Genomic DNA, 19231 nt, shown 5'->3' on the forward strand with positions numbered 1-19231 from the left:
AACATGATTTCACCATGACGAACGAATCCTCCGGCTGCCCTCTGCATGGCGGCGCCGCCATCGTCCGCGACGAGAAAGCCCAGCTCGACTTCAGCCGCGACATGAGCTATGGCGACTATCTGCATCTGGACCAGATTCTCACGGCCCAGCACCCGCTGTCGCCGGCCCATGACGAGATGCTGTTCATCGTGCAGCACCAGACCAGCGAGCTGTGGATGAAGCTGATGCTGCACGAGGTGCGCGCGGCCACCGCCGCCATTGCCAATGCCTCGGGCACGACCAAGCCCGATGCCTTCAAGATGCTGGCGCGCGTCTCGCGCATCATGGAGCAGCTGGTCAGCGCCTGGACCGTGCTGTCCACCATGACGCCGCCCGAATACTCGGCCATGCGCCCCTATCTGGCCAACTCCAGCGGCTTCCAGAGCTACCAGTACCGCTGCATCGAGTTCGCGCTGGGCAACAAGAACGCGGCCATGCTCCAGCCCCACGCGCATCGCTCGGACCTGCTGGCCCAGGTACAGGCCGCCTACGAATCGCCATCGCTGTACGACGTAGCCCTGCAGCTGCTGGCGCGCGAAGGCATCGCCGTGCCTGCCGACCGCCTGCAGCGCGACTGGACCCAGCCCTATGAAGCCAGCGAGGGCGTCAAGCAGGCATGGATCACCGTCTACCGCGATCCGCACAAGCACTGGGATCTGTACCAGCTGGGCGAAAAGCTGGCCGATATCGAAGACGCCTTCCGTCTCTGGCGCTTCCGCCACCTGACCACGGTGGAGCGCGTCATCGGCTTCAAGCGCGGCACGGGCGGCACCGGCGGCGTGAGCTACCTCAAGAAGATGCTGGACGTGGTACTGTTCCCCGAGATCTGGAGCCTGCGCACCGAGCTGTAAGCGGGTCCGGCCATCGCCACTCAGGCTGCCCCTGCTGCTCTTTCGTGACAGCGCGGGCAGCCTGAATTCTTTAGGCTCCGTGCAAAACCTAACATCACAACTAACTGCCCATGCCTTCCGATCACAGCGCCGCCGTGGCTGCGCCGAACCCCAGCCCGAAGCCCGACTCCTCCGCCTGGGCCATGCTGGTCTGTCTGCTCACGGGCTTTGCACTGAGCCAGGCCTTCCGAACGGTCACCTCCATCATCGCCGACGGTCTGCGCACGGACTTCGGCCTCTCCGCGCAGTCCCTGGGCTCGTTTGCCGGACTGTTTGCGCTGTCCTTCGGCGTGGCCCAGCTGCTCATGGGCATCGGCATGGACATCTACGGCCTGCGCCGTACCGTGCTTCTGGCCTTTCCGCTGTCGATTGCGGGCGCCGCGCTGTCCGCACTGGCACCCAGCTATTCCTGGCTGATGCTGGGCCAATTGCTGATCGGCGTGGGCTGCTCGCCCGCCTTTCTGGCCAGCACCATGTTCATCGCACGCCACTTTCCGGCCGATAAATTTGCCTATCTCTCGGGCATAGGCCTGGGTCTGGGCGGACTGGGTCTGCTGTTCACCGGCACGCCCATGGCCTGGCTGGTGCAGCATCTGGGCTGGCGTGCCGGCTTTGCGCTGCTGGCGGTGCTGAGTGTGTTGTCATGGCTGCTGATCTTCTTCAAGGTGCACGAGCCCGAGCTGCCCGGCGATGCCCTGCCCAAACCCGGATTCATGCAGGCGCTGCAGGGTTTTGGCAGTCTGCTGTTGCTGCCTCACACCTGGGGCATTGTGCTGCTGGGCATGGTCAGCTATGCCTCATTTCTCACCGTGCGCGGCCTCTGGCTCAGCCCCATGCTGATGGACCGCTACCAGTTCTCCTTGGTCACCACGGGCAACGTGGCTCTGGCCTGCTCCGTCATTTCGCTGTTCGTGCCTTCCATGTTCGGCCGGCTCGATCCTGGACCTGCCAGACGCCGCCAGCGCATCGCACGCTTTGCGCTGCTCATGGCCGGCATTTTTGTGGCCCTGGCCCTGGTCCACCAGTCCGTGGGCAGTGTGGTTCTGCTGCTGGTCATGAGTGTGCTTTCGGGCTACGGCACGCTGATCTACGCCGATGTGCGCTCCTCCTACCCGCCGGCCACGACGGGACGCGCCCTGTCCATCTTCACCATGGCCATGTTCCTCGGAGCCGCACTCATGCAGTGGCTGTCGGGCCTGGTTGCAGGAGTTGCGGAGCGCCAGAATGCCGACATCTACCAGGCCGTGATGCTGATGATTGCCGCCATGCTCGGCGGCGGCGTGCTGGCCTACCGGGTCATCAAGCCCTCGCCGCTGCTGCTCAAGGCCGATCACTAGAGCACTGATGGCGCAGCGCCGGCAGCTGCGCCCGCGCTAGAGTGCGTTCTCGTAAAGCCAGGGCACATCCATGATGCGCCCTCCCAGAGCGCGCAGCGACAGATCGCGCCCCCAGCGCAGCGGCCCTGTCGCATGGAAGATGCGGCCGTTGCGCAGCGAGCGCTCCTGCACCCTTGCATTGCGCTGCCAACGATTCAGCGCATAGCGCCGCAGCCGCAGGCTGACGTCCAGATCGTGCATGGACAGCGCTCGCTGCAGCTCGGCGGCATCCTCGATGGCCATGCCTGCGCCCTGGGCCAGGTAGGGACGCATGGGATGGGCGGCATCGCCCAGCAAGGCCACCAGACCCTGCGCCATCTGGGCCTGTGACGACAGCGGCTGGCGGTCGGCTACCGGCCACAAGCGCCACTCGCCCCCTCCGCAGGGCACATGCTGCACCAGGTCCTGCAGATAGCCGCAGGTACCCTGAAGGTGCTGGAGCAGATGGGGCAGATTGGCCGAGTGGTCCCAGTGGTCGAGATCCTCAGGCGCCGGTCCCTGGACGATGATCACCAGATTCTGCAGCTCGCCCCGGCGCACGGGGTACTGGATGGCGTGCAGCTGCGGCCCCAGCCATGCCGTGACCTCGCTGGTGCGCAAGCGCTTGGGCAGATTGGCCTGGTGCACCATGGCGCGATAGGCCAGATGCCCGGTCACTCGCGGCGGCCCGTCCCCCAGCATCTGGGCCCGCATGGCACTGCGCACGCCGTCGGCTCCGATCAGGGCATCGCCCTCGATGAGCTTGCCGGAGCTGGTGCGAATGGTGACCACACCGTCCTGTTCGCTATAGCTGCTGACGGACTGGTTGAGGTTGAGGTGGACCTCGGCCAGATCCTGCAGGGTCTCCAGCAAAATCCCGTGCAGGTCGGCGCGGTGGATGGTGAGATAGCTGGCTCCATAGCGCTGCACCATGTCCGCGCCCAATGGCAGGCGCCCCAGTTCCCGCCCCGTCACGGCGCTGCAGGCCCGCAAGGCCTGGGGGCAGGCCACAACCTGCTGCAAGGATCGCTGCAATCCCCAGGCCTGCAGGCGGCGCACCACATTGGGGCCGAGCTGAATGCCGGCCCCGACTTCCGAAAACTGCGCGGCGCGCTCGAACAGACGCACCCCCCAGTCGGCACGTACCGCCCCAATGGCAGCGGCCAGACCACCGATACCGCCACCTGCAATCAACACCTGCTTGTTCATGGTCTCTTATTGTGCCGCCTGGACGCCTGCATCGACGAAAACTCTGATTTGCGCTGCAGCAAACTTTGCCCATGAAAAAAGCCCGCCAAGGCGGGCTCTTTCAACGTGCGCAAAGCAGATCAGATGGCGAACTTTTCGCGATCCTGGTCTGCAATCCACTTGGGCGGCTTGCCTCGGCCGGTCCAGGTCTGACCCGTCGCAGGGTCACGATACTTGGGAGCCACCTTGGCGCCTGCACTGGCGGAAGAACGCGCACGAGCGGGAGGGAAAACATCTTCAGCAGTCAAGCCGTACTCAGCAATCAGGCCGCGAACCTTGCTCACAGCTTCGGCCAGTTCACGCGAGCGGGCTTCATTGATTTGCTGCTCCAGCTCTTCTCTCTGCTTCAGGAGTTCCTTGTAAGTGCTCATGATTTGCGCTTCTTGGTTGATTAAAGTGACCTCATTATAAATGCCGGATTTTCAAATTCATCATTTTTCAAGTAAGCAGAAACCACAATTCAAAATATTGATAAAATGCAACCATGTGTTAATAAATAGCTATTCACCGTCAGGACCTGCCAATATCCTGTCGAGGGGCCTGCCGACCATATCCACGGGCTTCAATATTCATCTGCGGCACAAGACCATCCCGCCCAGAGCCGACAAATGACCGCGATCAGCGAGGAATAAACCGGGCCGGCTGTTATAGAGCTCTTCGTCTTCATCGGGCAATACCGGAACGGCAATCCGACCAGCCATTTCAAGCCGGGCATCAGCCCCTCCTCAGTCAGGACCGTTTTCCTCTTCGGGCTGCGCACGCGCACAGCGAAACGCTGCGCCAATAGCCTGCGCTGAATCCGGCAAGCGTCATGCCGTCATGCGCCGTGTGATATTCGCCGTTCATGGGTACCCTGCATCGTGTTCTGGCCCGCAACCGAAGGAGCCATTCCATCCCGCGCACCGTTTCGGTCAAGAAAGCAGAAGCCAGCACACGCTCCTTCCGCGCCTCCCGTGATCTTCCCCTCGGGGCGAGCCTCCCCTGGGGGACGGCAGGCACCTCATGCAACTCCGCATGCCGCATGCCAGGAAGGCCGGCCACCTGCCTGCCGTGGTTGCAGCCCACAACGCCCGGGCCATCGTCATTTCGCCATCCATGGGATGCATATCAGCGTTCAGAGGCATTAAAGATGCGAGAAATCTTCCGTCAAAATACGAAATGCTTCGCATCGACGCAGCCTCACAGGCCTCAATCCGACCTTCCTCGCCCCTTCTTCCAAACTGGCGGCGACTTCTTCTTCGTTCGTGATCTAGATGACAGGATCGATAATCCTGAGTCGCGTCAAAATGACATGCGGAGAAAATGTCAACAAACGCACAAAGGACTTTGCAGCGAGGACAGCCCGGGCCTTTGGCGGTGCCACCAATACCGAAACCTGTCGGGGTGAGGCCTCCCCGGATGCCCGAAAAGCAGCGCGTCCCAGATAATCGTTATAAATGTAATAGCATTTACGACGATAGTCGTTGCCGGAATGGTGAAAACTCTTTCCGATATTCCCATCGATACCGGCCAGACTGCCAGCGCATCGCTGAAGGCAGCGCCGTTCCAAATGCCTTTGGGCAGCACCATGGAAGTAATCCCCACTTGCACGAAAGACAGAAATCCCCTGGGGTTCTCGAGCAGTGGCGGCACAGCCCGAGAACCGCGCCCCCTCCGAACCCAAGGCAGCGATCGGGCCTTGCGGCAGTAAGCCAATGCCCATTGCGGCAATCCAGACACCCCGTCGAGCTGCGCCCGCGACGCAAACAGCAGAAAATCGACGACTCGTCCATCAGAAAGAACACCATGGCACTTTACTGTATCGGGGACATTCAGGGTTGCGACGACGCTTTCGAGCGTTTATTGCAGACCGTTGATTTCTCCGTAAGCCGGGACACACTTTATGTGCTCGGCGACCTTGTCAATCGCGGCCCCAAATCCGCCGAGGTATTGCGCCGCTGCATGCAGGCCGGCGACGCCATGCGCCCGTTGCTCGGCAATCACGACCTGCATCTGCTGGCTGCGGCGCAGGGCCTGCGCCGTCAGAGCAAGCGGGATACGCTGGCCCAGGTTCTGGCCGCCCCCGACCGGGATGCCCTGCTGCACTGGCTGCGCCAGCAGCCCCTGGCTCGCCTGCACACCAATGCGCGCGGAGAGCAACTGCTCATGGTGCATGCCGGCGTGCTTCCTCAGTGGAGCCTGCACGATGCCATGGCCTTGAGCGCCGAAGTCCAGACCGTGCTCCAGCATGCCGACCATGCGCGCTTTCTGCAGAATATGTATGGCAACCAGCCCGATCGCTGGTCTGACGCACTGCAAGGCGATGACCGACTGCGCTGCGTCGTCAACGCCTTTACCCGTCTGCGCTTTTGCAGCACCGACGGCGTCATGGATTTCGAGAGCGCGGAATCCGCCGATCAGGCACCCGAGGGACTGATGCCCTGGTTCGATGTGCCGGGGCGGCGCACTGCCGGTACCCCCATGGCGTTCGGCCACTGGTCCACGCTGGGCCATGTCAACCGGGCCGACCTGATGGCCCTGGATACCGGCTGCGTTTGGGGCGGCTGCCTCAGCATGATGAGATTCGGCGATCGCCTGGACGAGCGGGAACTCATACAGTTGCAGTGCCCGCAGGCCCAGGTTCCAGGTGCCAAGGGATAGTCCCCCCCAAAAAAAACGCCTGCGTCCTGCAGGCGTTCTGATGGAGTGATGGCCCGGTGTTCAGGATGCCACGACAGGCGCTCTGAACAGGGCAGCGACCTTGCGCTTGGATTTGATGCTCGCGCTCTTGACCGGGACCACATGCTGGCTGTCCCAGGATGCGGTTTCGGCCACGCTGCTGGCCTCATAGGGCCTGTCGAAGAAAGGATCCACGTTGACGGGACGCTGGGCCATGCGCGAGGGGCGATGCGCATAGCCGCCGCCACGGGGCGCTGCATCGAACTCGCGTTCGCGGCGCGGACGATAGTCCTCATCGCCACGGCTGCGGCGTGCAGGGCGCAAATCCAGCATGGGAGCGGGTTCGACGTCGATCTTCTTCTTGATCAGCTTTTCAATATCGGCCACATTGCGGCTGTCATGGTCAGTCACCAGGGTCACGGCCAGACCCGATGCGCCGGCGCGGCCGGTACGGCCGATACGGTGCACATAGTCTTCGGCATTGAAAGGCACGTCGTAATTGAACACGGCGGGCACATCCTTGATGTCCAGACCGCGCGCCGCCACGTCGGTACAGACCAGCAGATCCACCTCACCGGCCTTGAAGGCCTCCAGAGCCTTGAGGCGCTCGTCCTGGCTCTTGTCCCCATGCAGCGCGGCGGCACGCAGACCGTCACGCTCCAGCGCTCGCGTCAGGCGCGCGCAGCCGAGCTTGCTGTTGGAGAAGATGAAGGCCTGGCGAATACTGCGCTCCTTGAGCACCGAACGAATCGCATAGCGCTTGTCGTCATCCGTGACCTTGTAGAAGCGCTGCTCCACCGTGGACGCCGTCTCGTTGGGACGAGCCACCTCGATGGTGACGGGATCCTGCAGATAGCTGCCGGCCAGACGCTTGATCTCGGGCGAGAACGTAGCCGAGAACAGCAGCGTGGTTCGGCTCTTGGGCAGATAGGAGAGGATGCGCTGCAGATCGGGCAGAAAGCCGATGTCCAGCATGCGGTCGGCCTCGTCCAGCACCACATACTCCACCTGGTTGAGCACCACGTTCTTGGCTTCGATGTGATCCAGCAGACGCCCTGGCGTGGCCACCAGCACCTCGACGCCTTTTTTCAGCTCGATGGTCTGGGGCTTCATGTCCATGCCACCAAACACCACGGTGCTGCGCAGCTTGGTGTGCTTGGCGTACAGGGCAATCTGTTGCGCCACCTGATCGGCCAGCTCACGCGTGGGCAGCAGCACCAGGGCGCGAACGGGATGGCGGGCAGGCGACGCAGAAGCGTTTTCATGGCGCATCAGGCGCTGCAGCAGGGGCAAGGAAAAAGCCGCCGTCTTGCCCGTGCCCGTCTGGGCTGCGCCCATGACGTCCTTGCCGGTCAATACCACTGGAATGGCCTGCGCCTGAATCGGAGTCATGGACTCATAGCCCATGTCGGCCACTGCGCGTGCCAGGGGCTCAGCCAAGTGAAGATTGGAAAAAGAGCTTGTCATTGAGGACGTTATTGTCGCACCGAGTGGGTTTTTCGCGTTGGCTTTGTGCTTTTCTGCAGACGGAAAGCCTTCGCCCCCTCTGTTTTCACGCGGAAGAGGCCTTGCCAATATCCCGTGCAATCTATCGGGATAACCCGGATTTTCCCATTCTGCCGCTCCAAAAACAAAGGCGTGTGACAAAGCACACGCCGGGTTCCTGGAGGGCACGACTTACAGCGACTGGGCGGAAAAGGTGTCGCAGGCCTTGACACTGCCGGTCTTGTAGCCCTGGGTGAACCAGCGCACACGCTGGGCGCTGGAGCCGTGGGTAAAGCTGTCCGGGCGCACCGTGCCCGTGGCCTCACGCTGCAGCTTGTCGTCGCCGATCTGCTGTGCGGCATTCACGGCCGACTCGATATCGCCCTGCTCCAGCCAGCTTTTGGCCTGCTGCGACTTGTTGGCCCAGATGCCGGCCAGACAATCGGCCTGAAGCTCCAGACGCACGGACATGGCATTTTGCTCACGCTCGCTGACGCGGCCGCGCATGGCATCCACCTTTCCCGAGATGCCGAGCAGGTTCTGCACATGGTGGCCCACCTCGTGGGCCACCACATAGGCTCGTGCAAACTCTCCAGGGGCCCCCAGCTGACGGCTCATGGTGTTGAAGAAGTCCATGTCCAGATAGACCTTGCGGTCACCCGGGCAGTAGAACGGCCCCATGGCCGACTGCCCCGTGCCGCAGGCCGTGGGCGTGACACCCGTGAAAAGCACCAGCTTGGGGTTCTGGTACTGGGCACCGCCGTCGCGGAAGATCTGGCTCCAGACATCCTCGGTCGAAGCCAGCACCGTGGACACGAACCTGGCGCCCTGGTCATCGCCGGCGGGACGATGGGCGGGTGCCTGCTGCACCTGGGGCGAGCCACCGCCGGAGAGCATGCCGATCGTGGTCAGCGGGTTGATGCCGAAGACACCCCAGCCAATCAGCGCCAGCACCACGGTACCGATGCCGATGCTGCGTCCCCCCAGGGGAAAACCGCCGCCGCCGTCTCCACGGCGGTCTTCGACGTTATCCGACTCGCGGTTACCTTCCCATCTCATGGTGCTTACTCCTTTGCTGTTGCACGCGGCCTGCGCCGGGTGGCGATATTAAGAGCCACGGCTCCGATTGGCGGTATCAAGCTGTGCTTTTTGTCCTCCGGTACGTCTGCGCCACAGCATTGTTGACGTTCGGCCGGGCTTTCAGCGGCCGGACGGCGTGGAGACCAGGGGCACGCCTGCCGCACCGGGTGCGGACTGGGGTTGATTGCGGGCCACCTGCTCCTCGACCACATTGACCATGCTGAGAAACAGAAAAGCCACCGCCAGCAAGCCCGCCAACGCCAGAAGAGCGGATGCCCAGAGCCTGGCGGAAGAGGATTTGCGCGGCGTTGCCGCTTGCTGCTGGGTCGGCTCATAGGATGCCGCCGGGCCACCGTCCCGCCAGACCGGTTCGACCGGTCCACGGCTGGAGGGCGCCTGTGTCCAGGTAGGGTCCTTGCGTTGCCCGGAACGGGAGGAAAAACCAAACATGTGTGCAACTGAATCGATGAATAACACAGTGCCTATTGTGCGCGCTGGCAGCCCCCGCCCGGCGCATCCAGACAGCGACCTGCTGTCGGCCGACACCGTGCAGGGCTTGCAATTTTGTAAGCTCCGTAGTCTCTCCGATGTTCTTCGCGACTGCCCATGAATGCCCTGACCCAGCTCACGACCGCGTCTCTCGATGCACCCGCCACGGCGACCCTGCTGCCCTGGAACGCACTGGCCGATGAAATCGAAGCGCTGTTGCGCGAACTTCAGAACGGTGGCAGTGTGGCAGTTCCGCAACGAATCGTCATGCCCACCGCTGCGGGCAATTGCCTGTTCTGCATGCCCGCCACCGATGGCCGGGTGGTCATGACCAAACTCATCAGCTTCACGCCCGGCAATGCCCGCGCGGGCAGACCCACCATTCAGGGCGATATCGTGGTCTTTGATGCGGCCACCGGAGAGCGCCAGCTGATTCTGGACGGTCCCACCGTCACGGCCCGACGCACCGCCGCCGTCTCGCTGCTAGCTGCGCGCCGCCTGGCCCCTCAACCCCAGGGCCCGCTGCTCATCGTCGGCGCCGGCGTGCAGGGCAGCGCCCATCTGCAGGCCTTTGCCCAGGGCCTGGGCACGCAGGAAGTCTGGATTCACTCGCGCAGCGCCGACAGTGCGCAGCGGCTTGCAGGTCAGGCACGCGACCTGGGCCTGCACACGCGCATCGCCGACGACCTGCAGGAGGCGGCCCTGCACTGCCCGCTGATCGTGACCTGCACGCCCGCACAGGCCGTGGTGCTGCACGAGGCCGCGCGGCCCGACGCCTTTGTCTGCGCCGTCGGCGCCTTTACGCCACAAATGGTGGAACTGGCTCCTGCGCTGTGCCAGCGCTTTCTGCGCGAGGGTCGGATCGTCGTCGACACCGACGATGCGCTGCACGAGGCCGGCGACCTGCTACAGGCCGGCATTGACGTCGCCCTCCTGCCCACACTGGCCTCCGTGGTGCAGCAGGACTGGTCGCGCCCCACGAAGCCCGTACTCTTCAAATCCTGCGGCTGGGGCGGCTGGGATCTGGCTGCCACCCGTCTGGCCCTGCGGCAGCACCTGCTCATGCAGCCCGCCTGAACACCTGCACGGGCGCAAGTTCCGGAAGCATCAAGTCATTGATAGACAGGCGATCCCCATGCCCCGGATCGCCTGACCGAGCACTGACCGCGCTGGCAAGCGACGCCATCCGGTCCGACCTGTCTCCTTGGTGACAAATCTCAAAAAAGCGGTTTTAATAATACTCAGATTGAGTATAAATATTTAACAGCACAACCCAGGATGGAGACGATGACAATCAGAACCGTGGAATTCGACCAGCCCGCACCGGGCAACAGTGCCCTGTGCAGCACAGGCCAGGCCTGGGCCAGGGTGCTGCCCCCGCAGGACCGCCAGCAGCAACGCGAGACGGCGCTGCGCATCAAGGCCTTGCTCAAGGAACGCAATGCCGTCATGGTCGCCCACTACTATGTGGACGGTGCACTTCAGGATCTGGCACGCGACACCGGAGGCTGCGTGGGCGACTCGCTGGAGATGGCGCGCTTTGGCGCCAGCCATCCGGCCAGGACCCTGATCGTGGCCGGCGTGCGCTTCATGGGCGAGACCGCCAAGATCCTGAGTCCCGGGAAAACCGTACTCATGCCCGATGGCGACGCCACCTGCTCGCTGGATCTGGGATGCCCGGCCGAAGAGTTCAGCCGGTTCTGCGATGCCCACCCCGATCGCACCGTGGTCGTCTACGCCAACACCAGTGCCGCCGTGAAAGCCCGGGCCGACTGGGTGGTCACCTCGTCGATAGGGCAGGACATCGTGGCCGCCCTGCACGCGCGTGGCGAGAAAATCCTCTGGGCCCCCGACCGCCACCTGGGCCACCATATCCAGCAGCAGACCGGAGCCGACATGCTGTTGTGGCAAGGCAGCTGCGTGGTCCATGACGAATTCAAGGCCGACGAGCTGCAGGCCCTGGCCAACGCCCACCCCGGGGCCGCGATTCTGGTGCACCCCGAATCGCCGGCAGCCGTCACGGCGCTGGCCGATGTGGTGGGCTCCACCACCCAGCTGATTGCCGCCGTGGGCAAGCTGCCCACCGACAGCTTCATCGTCGCCACCGACCAGGGCATTCTTCACGATATGCGCCAGCGCTATCCGGGCAAGCGCTTTCTGGCAGCCCCGACGGCGGGCACGGGCGGCAGCTGCAAAAGCTGCGCCTTCTGCCCCTGGATGGCCATGAACAGCCTGCCCGGCGTGGAGCGGACGCTGCAGCAAGGCAGCGGCGCCATCGAGCTGGACGCATCACTGTGCCTGGCTGCACGCAAGCCCCTGCAGCGCATGCTGGACTTCGCGGCCGCCCAACGCCAGCCGGTACGTGCCAGCGGCGAGCTGGAACGCGACACGGACCTGTTCCGGAACTTCGGTCCGGCCTGAGAGAGGACAGATGCCATGCCCCAATCATCGACTGGAAGCGATGTCCTCATCATCGGCAGCGGACTGGCCGGCCTGACGCTGGCGCTCAGCCTGCCCGGCACGCTGCGCATCACCGTGCTCAGCAAGAGCCGGACCGACGAATGCGCCAGTGCCTGGGCCCAAGGCGGCATCGCAGCCGTGCTGGACCCCGCCGACAGCCTGCAGGCCCATGTGCAGGACACGCTGATCGCCGGCGCCGGCCTCTGCGACGAAGCTGCCGTGCACCGCATCCTGGCGCAGGGCCCTCAGGCCATCGCCTGGCTGCAAGGCCAGGGCGTGCCCTTCAGCACCGAGGCTGACGGGCGCCTGCACCTGACGCGCGAAGGCGGTCATGGCGCCCGGCGCATCGTGCATGCGGCCGACCGCACCGGGCTGGCCGTGCACCAGACCTTGCTGCAGGCCTGCCAGCGTCTGAAGCACATTACCTTGCTGCAGCATTGCACCGCCATGGAGCTGCTGCTGGACGTGCAGCAGCGCTGCGTGGGAGCCAGTGTGCGCACTGCCGACGGCCAGCCGCAGAACATGCTGGCCAGCCATACCGTGCTGGCCACCGGCGGCATGGGCCAGATCTACCCCAGCACCACCAACCCGGCAACGGCCACCGGCGACGGCATCGCCATGGCCTGGCGCGCGGGCTGTGTGGTGCGCGACCTGGAGTTCATGCAGTTCCACCCCACCGCCTTGCAGGTGGGCGGCCGGTCCGTGGGACTGGTTTCGGAAGCGCTGCGCGGCGAAGGTGCCCTGCTGCGCCTGCCGGACCGACACGGCCAGCCGGGCGAGCGCTTCATGCTGCGCCACGACCCGCGTGCGGAGCTGGCGCCGCGCGACATCGTGGCCCGCGCCATCGACGGTGAAATGCGGGCCCGCCAGTTGCCCCATGTGCTGCTGGACATCACGCACCGCAGCCGTGGCTGGCTGGGCGAGCATTTTCCCGGCGTCATGGCGCTGTGCGCAGCGCACGGCATAGACATCGCCACCCAGGCCATTCCCGTTGCACCCTGTGCTCATTACGCCTGCGGCGGCGTGCAGGCACACGTGGACGGGCGCACCGCCGTGGCCGGGCTGTGGGCGATCGGCGAGGTGGCCCGCACGGGTCTGCACGGCGCCAACCGGCTGGCCAGCAACTCCCTGCTGGAATGCGTGGTCATGGCCAGGTTTGCCGCGCTGCGCATGGCCGAGCAGCCCTTGTACAAGCCCGCAGCCCTTCATGAACGGCAGCGCAGGGCCGGCAAGGGTCTGAGTGCCGAAAGCCAGGAGGAGATGCGGCAGTCGCTGCAGCAGCTCATGCTGCACCACGTGGGCATCGTGCGCAGCAACCACAGCCTGATTGCGGCTGCCAAGCAGCTGGTGCTGTGGCGCGCCCAATGGCGCGGCGCCGACCCCGCATTGCGCAACCAACTGGCTCTGTGCAGCCTGATGGTGGATGCCGCGCTGCAGCGCCATGCCAGCGTGGGCTCGCACTGCAATCTGGACTGGCCTGCGCCTGAAGCGGCGACGGCCTGACGGCCCTCGGCGCCGGTCAGGGCAGCAAAAAGCCCGCAGCATCCGCAGCGGGCTTCGGGGGTGAATCAGCCACCGGCCTCAGGTCTTGGGCAGGGTCACGCCATGCTGGCCCTGGTACTTGCCGTTGCGGTCCTTGTAGCTGACTTCACATTGCTCGTCGCCCTGGAAGAACAGCACCTGGGCGCAGCCCTCTCCCGCGTAGATCTTGGCCGGCAGCGGCGTGGTGTTGGAGAACTCCAGCGTCACATAGCCCTCCCACTCGGGCTCGAAGGGCGTCACGTTGACGATGATGCCGCAGCGCGCATAGGTGCTCTTGCCCAGGCAGACGGTCAGCACGTCGCGGGGAATGCGGAAATACTCCACCGTGCGGGCCAGCGCAAAGCTGTTGGGAGGAATGATGCAGTAGTCGCCCTCGAAGTCCACAAAGCTCTTTTCGTCAAAATTCTTGGGGTCCACCACCGTGCTGTGGATATTCGTGAAGACCTTGAATTCGCGGGCGCAGCGGATGTCGTAGCCATAGCTCGATGTACCGTAGCTGATGATCTTCTTGCCGTCGACCTGGCGCACCTGGCCAGGCTCGAAAGGCTCGATCATGCCGTGCTGCTCCGCCATCTGACGGATCCATTTGTCGCTCTTGATGCTCATTAGAAGTCCTGTATCGCTTGATTTTTCATAGCGTCGTGCGCTCACAAATCAAGCGCAAGACTGCTATTTTGCTTGAGAAACAATGGTTTGCTCAATCAGGCGGTCATCTCCGAGGATGATCATGGCAAACAGCAACTCGTCCAGATTGCGCGCCTGGGCCGTCTTGCGCGCCAGCAGCGGCGTGCAGCCGGGGTTGATGACGACCAGGTCGGCCTCGCAGCCGGGCTGCAGATTGCCGATCACGCCCTGCAGGCCCAGCGCACGCGCAGCGCCTGCCGTGTGCTGCCACCACAGATGCTGGGGCGACAGGCTCTGGCCCTGCTTCGCATGGCTCTCGCGACCCACCACATAGGCGGCCTGCATGGTGCGAAACGGCGAGAAGCTCATGCCGCCGCCCACATCGCTGGCCAGGCCGTAAAGCATGCCGGCCTGGTCGGCCTTGAGGTAGTCGAAATAGCCGCTGGCCAGAAACTGGTTGCTGGTCGGGCTGATGGCCGCCGCCGCTCGCGTGTCGTGCATGAGCTGGCGGTCGGTTTCATCGAGCCAGATGCTGTGCGCATAGACGGCGCGCTCGCGCATCAGACCGAAGTCGTCGTAGACGGCCAGATAGCTGCGCGCGGCGGGGAACAGCTCCTTGACCCAGGCAATCTCGTCGAGGTTCTCGGCCACATGGGACTGGATCCAGACATCGCCATACCTGGCCGCCAACTCGCCCGCACCGCGCAGTTGCGCTTCGGTGCTGGTCGGCGCAAAGCGCGGCGTGATCGCATAGCCCAGGCGGTCCACGCCATGCCAGCGCTGGATCAGGGTTTCGGTGTCGATCAGGCCTTGCTCGGTGTCGTCGCGCACGCCATCGGGGCTATTGCGGTCCTGCAGGACCTTGCCGGCAATCATGCGCATGCTGCGCTTTTGCGCTGCCGTCATGATGGCATCCACCGATGCAGGATGCGAGGTTGCGAACGCCAGCGCCGTGGTCACGCCGTTGCGCAGCAGCTCGTTCATGAAGAAATCGGCCACGCCATCGGCATATTCGCGATCATGGAAACGCGACTCGTGCGGGAAGGTGTAGTTCTCCAGCCAGGGCAGCAGGCCCGGGGCCGGTGCGCCGATCACATCGGTCTGCGGGTAGTGGATGTGCAGGTCGACAAAGCCCGGTGCCAGCAGCTTGCCGGGCAGGTGAATGACTTGCACGCCTTCGCGCTCGAGATACTGGTCGGCCAGCGCCTGCCAGCTGCCCGCAGCCACCACGCGCTGCACGCCCGCGGCATCGGGAGCAACCGCCAGCAAGGCGTCGGAGTCATAAACCGCTTGGCCGTCATCGGCGAAGCGCAGCAGGGCACTACGATAGATTTTCATGGACCAGAGCTTACGCGCCCGATCTTGCCTGCGGAACACGGCAGCGCTTATAGAGGCTATACGACTGCGCACAGGCCAGGGCTTTCGCTATCAATAACAAAGCTTACTGCGCTTTTCGTGCATTGATTTCAATGCAATTCATATCTAAAAACCAATATCAGCAAGCGATAGAAGCTATCACTTTAGGTAGTTAAACACCCGAAACCCGGCGCCGCAACACCGCCCTGCCCGCAGCCACTTAACTAGGCGGCGCAGCTTCTGGCCACGGCCAGAAAGGCGCGCACCGCGGGCGAGTTCTCGCGTTCGCGGTAGGCCAGCGCCATGTGCACGCTTTCCTTGAAGTCGCGCAGCGGCCTGAAGACCACGCCCGGCTGATTGAGCAGGCGGTTCGACTCGGGCAGCACCACAATGCCATACCCAGCCGCAGCCAGGCTGGTTGCCGTGACGAAATCGTTGACGCGATAGGCCTCGCGCGCCGAAAACCCGGCGCTCTCGGCCAGCCGCGCCAGCACCTCGGCAAAGCCCTCGCTTTCGTTGATGAACTGCGGCGCAATAAACGTCTGGCCGCGCAGATCCGCCACGCTGATGGATGCGTGGCGTGCCAACGGGTGGTTCTCGGCCAGCGCCACCATGAAGGGCTCGCTGTGAACGATGACCGCCTTGACCCCCTCGGGGTAGCGACGGCGCGGCCGCAGCAGACCGGCATCGATCTCGCCCTGCTGCAGCGCCTGCAGCTGGCGCGGCGTCTCCATGGCCAGCACCTGCATGTGCACCTGCTCATGGCCGGGGCGGAACTGCGTGAGCATGCGCGCCAGCACCCCCGAGGTCACGGACGAGGAGATATAGCCCAGCTTGACATGGCCGCTCATGCCCTGGGCCGCCAGCTGCCCGATCTGCTGGGCCCGTTCCATATGGCGAAGCACGGCCACGGCTTCGTCATAAAGCAGCTCGCCCGCGTCGGTCAGCGTGATGGGCTTGCGCTTGTTGCGCTGCAGCAGGCGCACGCCCAGCTGCTGCTCCAGCTGCTGCACCTGCACGCTGACGGCGGACTGGGCCACGCCCAACTTGTCGGCGGCACGCGAGAAATGCAGCTCCTGGGCCACGGTGACGAAGTGCTCGAGTTGGCGGTAGCTGAGCATGGTTTTTTAATCTGAATTTCTTATCAAAGAATGCATTTAACCCCGTAGATCGTATCAAACAAGAAGTGTTCAATCACACCATTCCTGATTGAAGTACCCACCCACCATGAACGCGACTACCCCCCAGCAACTGATCCAGCCTGCCGCCTACGAGATCAGCCCCCATCCCGAGCATCCTCGTTTGCTGAAACTGGCACTGAACACAGAAGCCTTGAAAGCCTTCCTGGCCGATGTGCGCGATATCGACGTGCAGAACCTAGAGTACGTGCCCTTCATGCGCTTTCATCTGGCGCGCCGCCTGAAGGCCCATCTGGGTGAAGACTTCGGCACGACCCTGGTGAACACCATCAAGGACCGCAAGCATGGCGGCTTTGTGCTGGGCCTGGAAGGCGTGAGCCAGGACAGCGACGATTACGTGAAGTTCGGCACCGCCATCGGCCATATCCTGGGCCCGGCCAACCACGACTCCATGTCCAACAAGTACTACGCACGTTTTCTGGTCAAGCACACCGACGCCAGCGACTCCTATCTGCGTCAGGCCTATCGTCTGTTCACCATGCACACCGACGGCACCTTCGTGACCGAAGCCACCGACTGGCTGCTGATGATGAAGTTCGACGAGCAGAACGCCGTGGGCGGTGAGTCGCGCTTTCTGCACCTGGACGACTGGAGCGAACTGGACTGCTTCGTGCAGGACCCGCTGGGCGCCAGGCCACTGCTGTACAAGGCCCCCGGCTCGAAGAACGTGAACGAGCGCGTGGAACGCCCCGTGTTCTTCCACGGCGAGTTCGGCCTGTCCATCTCCTTCATCGACCAGTTCGTGCAGCCGGCCAACGCGGCAGAAGCCGAATATCTGCAGAACCTGTCCGAATCGATGGAAAATTCGCCCGGCACCCGCACCGTCAGCCTGCCCGCCGGCGACCTGGTGGTTCTGAACAACTACTTCTATGTGCACGGCCGCGCACCGTTCGAACGTAACGAGCAACTGCACCGCGAGCTGATGCGCCAGCGCGGTACATTCGCTCAGTAAACCTTGAACACCTGATGTTTCTGTCACGCCCCCGTGCACCGCAAGTGTGCGGGGGCGTAGCCAGTTACCCTCCCTGAATTTCGCTTCCGAGGCGCCCTACCATGGCATCGTCACAAGCCCCTGCTGCAAACGCAGCCTCCGCCCCCAAAGCGCAAGCCGCCTACGGCCAACGCGCAGGGCTTCCCCGTCACCTGCAGAACATCCTGTCGCTGCATGACTTCGAGGCCGCCGCACGCAGACACCTGCCCCGTCCTCTGTTTGGCTATGTCTCCGGTGCCGCCGAAGACTGCGTCTCGCTGCAGGCCAACCGCGACAGCTTCAGGCAATACGGATTCAGCTCCCGGGTCATGGTGGATGTGTCGCAACGCCATCAGAAAGTGGAGCTGTTCGGCCAGACCTGGGACTCTCCCTTTGGCGTGGCCCCCGTGGGCATCAGCGCCATCTCGGCCTATCGCGGCGATCTGGTGCTGGCGCAGACGGCAGCTGCCAACCGCATTCCCGCCATCATGAGCGGCACCTCCCTGATCCCCATGGAAGAAGTGGCCAAGGCCGCGCCCTCGACCTGGTTCCAGGCCTATCTGCCCGGCGACACCACGCGCATCGACGGCCTGATCGAGCGCATAGCAGCCGCCGGCTTCGGCACCCTGGTCATCACCGTGGACATCCCTGTCTGGGCCAACCGCGAAAACAATGTGCGCACCGGTTTCTCCATGCCGCTGCGCCCCTCGCTGCGCCTGGCCTATGACGGCATCACCCGTCCGCGCTGGATGGTGGGCACCATGCTGCGCACCCTGATCAACCACGGCATGCCGCACTTCGAGAATTCGTTTGCCACGCGCGGCGCGCCTCTGCTGTCGGGCACCGCCATCCGCGATACCACGGGCCGCGACCACCTGAACTGGAAGCACATCGAGCGCATCCGCCAGCGCTGGCAGGGCAACCTCATCATCAAGGGCATCCTCAACGAAGATGATGCCGTGATGGCCGCCGATATCGGCGCGCAAGGCATCGTGGTCTCCAACCACGGCGGCCGTCAGCTCGACGGCGTGGTCGCCCCGCTGCAGATGCTGCCCTATGTGGTGGACCGCGTGGGCCACCGCACGGCCGTGATGATGGACAGCGGCATTCGCCGCGGCAGCGATGTGCTCAAGGCCATGGCCCTGGGCGCGCGTATGGTGTTTCTGGGCCGCCCCTTCATGTACGCAGCCGCAGTTGGCGGTGCACAGGGCGTGGACCATGCCATCACCTTGCTGCGTGACGAGGTGGATCGCAATATGGCCATGCTGGGCGCGACATCCATGGCCGAGATCACCCGCGACTGCCTGCGCGCGACGCGGGGCTGAAACCGGTCAGCCTCTAAGATAGGACGCTTGAACCATAAAAAAGGAGAGCGTCATGCCCATGTTTGTAGACCACTCGCCCCCTGGCGAGTGCATTTTCTGCAAGCTCGTCAAAGGGGAGATTCCATCGGCCAAGGTCTATGAGGACGAGCTGACCATCGCCTTCATGGACATCGGCCAGGCCACGCGAGGCCATGTGCTGGTGGCCAGCAAGCGCCATGCCGTCAATCTGCTGGAGCTGACGCCCGAGGAAGCCGGCGCAGTGATGCAGACGGCCCAGCGCGTGGCGGCCGCGGTGAACAGGGCTTTCGATCCCGACGGCATCAATATCTTCCAGGCCAATGGTGCGCCGGCGGGGCAGACGGTGTTTCACTTTCATCTGCATGTGCTGCCGCGCTTCGAGGGCGATGGCCTGTCCGTGGTCTGGCAGCGCGAGGAACCGGGCTTTGCCGTGCTGGGCGAGCTGGCCGAGAAAATCAAGGCCGAATTGGCGTAAGTCGAATCACCATTAAAA

17 protein-coding genes are annotated in these 19231 nt (G+C 63.8%); 9 read left to right on the forward strand and 8 right to left on the reverse strand.

Going from position 1 to position 19231, the window contains the following annotated elements:
- Positions 1 to 14 precede the first annotated feature (14 nt).
- Both kynA and E2583_RS12385 read left to right on the forward strand, forming a co-directional pair.
- A complete protein-coding gene (kynA, locus tag E2583_RS12380; protein WP_043374464.1) occupies positions 15 to 890 on the forward strand; it encodes a tryptophan 2,3-dioxygenase in 876 nt (291 codons plus the stop codon).
- 110 nt (positions 891 to 1000) lie between these two features.
- A complete protein-coding gene (locus E2583_RS12385; RefSeq protein WP_291596133.1) occupies positions 1001 to 2266 on the forward strand; it encodes an MFS transporter in 1266 nt (421 codons plus the stop codon).
- 36 nt (positions 2267 to 2302) lie between these two features.
- Here E2583_RS12385 and E2583_RS12390 read toward each other — a convergent pair whose 3' ends face one another.
- Together E2583_RS12390 and E2583_RS12395 are read right to left on the reverse strand one after the other, a co-directional pair.
- A complete protein-coding gene (locus E2583_RS12390) occupies positions 2303 to 3493 on the reverse strand; it encodes an FAD-dependent monooxygenase (RefSeq protein WP_291596135.1) in 1191 nt (396 codons plus the stop codon).
- 119 nt (positions 3494 to 3612) lie between these two features.
- Positions 3613 to 3903, reverse strand: a complete 291-nt coding sequence (locus E2583_RS12395) for an H-NS histone family protein (RefSeq protein WP_291596136.1) — start codon at positions 3901 to 3903, stop codon at positions 3613 to 3615.
- A 1414-nt stretch (positions 3904 to 5317) separates the two neighbouring features.
- Here E2583_RS12395 and E2583_RS12400 point away from each other — a divergent pair.
- On the forward strand, positions 5318 to 6172 hold the full coding sequence (locus tag E2583_RS12400; RefSeq protein ID WP_291596137.1) for a symmetrical bis(5'-nucleosyl)-tetraphosphatase: 855 nt from the start codon (positions 5318 to 5320) through the stop codon (positions 6170 to 6172).
- 60 nt (positions 6173 to 6232) lie between these two features.
- Here E2583_RS12400 and E2583_RS12405 read toward each other — a convergent pair whose 3' ends face one another.
- The 3 genes from E2583_RS12405 to E2583_RS12415 form a co-directional block, all read right to left on the reverse strand.
- A complete protein-coding gene (locus tag E2583_RS12405) occupies positions 6233 to 7657 on the reverse strand; it encodes a DEAD/DEAH box helicase (protein WP_291596139.1) in 1425 nt (474 codons plus the stop codon).
- A gap of 210 nt (positions 7658 to 7867) precedes the next feature.
- Entirely contained in the window at positions 7868 to 8734 is an 867-nt protein-coding gene (locus E2583_RS12410) for a neutral zinc metallopeptidase (RefSeq protein WP_291596141.1), read from the reverse strand.
- Positions 8735 to 8875: 141 nt separating this feature from the next.
- The gene (locus E2583_RS12415; protein WP_291596143.1) at positions 8876 to 9205 is read right to left on the reverse strand and encodes a hypothetical protein; all 330 of its coding nucleotides are present in this window, start codon (positions 9203 to 9205) and stop codon (positions 8876 to 8878) included.
- A gap of 156 nt (positions 9206 to 9361) precedes the next feature.
- On the opposite strand from E2583_RS12415, the gene E2583_RS12420 reads away from it, so the two are divergent.
- From E2583_RS12420 to nadB, 3 genes are all read left to right on the forward strand, one after another.
- On the forward strand, positions 9362 to 10321 hold the full coding sequence (locus E2583_RS12420) for a delta(1)-pyrroline-2-carboxylate reductase family protein (RefSeq protein ID WP_291596145.1): 960 nt from the start codon (positions 9362 to 9364) through the stop codon (positions 10319 to 10321).
- Positions 10322 to 10531: 210 nt separating this feature from the next.
- A complete protein-coding gene (gene nadA, locus E2583_RS12425; protein ID WP_291596146.1) occupies positions 10532 to 11665 on the forward strand; it encodes a quinolinate synthase NadA in 1134 nt (377 codons plus the stop codon).
- Between the two features lie 15 nt (positions 11666 to 11680).
- Complete coding sequence (nadB, locus tag E2583_RS12430) at positions 11681 to 13207, forward strand: L-aspartate oxidase (protein WP_291596148.1); 1527 nt, start codon at positions 11681 to 11683, stop codon at positions 13205 to 13207.
- Between the two features lie 78 nt (positions 13208 to 13285).
- Here the strand turns inward: nadB and dcd are convergent, their stop codons facing one another.
- The 3 genes from dcd to E2583_RS12445 form a co-directional block, all read right to left on the reverse strand.
- Positions 13286 to 13852, reverse strand: a complete 567-nt coding sequence (gene dcd, locus E2583_RS12435) for a dCTP deaminase (protein ID WP_291596150.1) — start codon at positions 13850 to 13852, stop codon at positions 13286 to 13288.
- A gap of 63 nt (positions 13853 to 13915) precedes the next feature.
- A complete protein-coding gene (gene guaD, locus E2583_RS12440; protein WP_291596153.1) occupies positions 13916 to 15208 on the reverse strand; it encodes a guanine deaminase in 1293 nt (430 codons plus the stop codon).
- 242 nt (positions 15209 to 15450) lie between these two features.
- Entirely contained in the window at positions 15451 to 16347 is an 897-nt protein-coding gene (locus E2583_RS12445) for a LysR family transcriptional regulator (RefSeq protein ID WP_291596155.1), read from the reverse strand.
- A gap of 106 nt (positions 16348 to 16453) precedes the next feature.
- Between E2583_RS12445 and glaH the strand changes: the two genes are divergently transcribed.
- From glaH to E2583_RS12460, 3 genes are all read left to right on the forward strand, one after another.
- Positions 16454 to 17377: a glutarate dioxygenase GlaH gene (glaH, locus tag E2583_RS12450; RefSeq protein ID WP_291596157.1), complete on the forward strand. Its 924-nt coding sequence runs from the start codon at positions 16454 to 16456 to the stop codon at positions 17375 to 17377.
- Positions 17378 to 17478: 101 nt separating this feature from the next.
- Complete coding sequence (locus E2583_RS12455) at positions 17479 to 18720, forward strand: alpha-hydroxy acid oxidase (RefSeq protein ID WP_291596159.1); 1242 nt, start codon at positions 17479 to 17481, stop codon at positions 18718 to 18720.
- A gap of 52 nt (positions 18721 to 18772) precedes the next feature.
- Positions 18773 to 19213, forward strand: a complete 441-nt coding sequence (locus E2583_RS12460; RefSeq protein ID WP_043374481.1) for an HIT family protein — start codon at positions 18773 to 18775, stop codon at positions 19211 to 19213.
- The last annotated feature ends 18 nt before the right edge of the window (positions 19214 to 19231 follow it).

Origin of the sequence: Comamonas sp. (assembly GCF_009360615.1) — a bacterium.
Lineage (GTDB): Bacteria > Pseudomonadota > Gammaproteobacteria > Burkholderiales > Burkholderiaceae_C > Comamonas.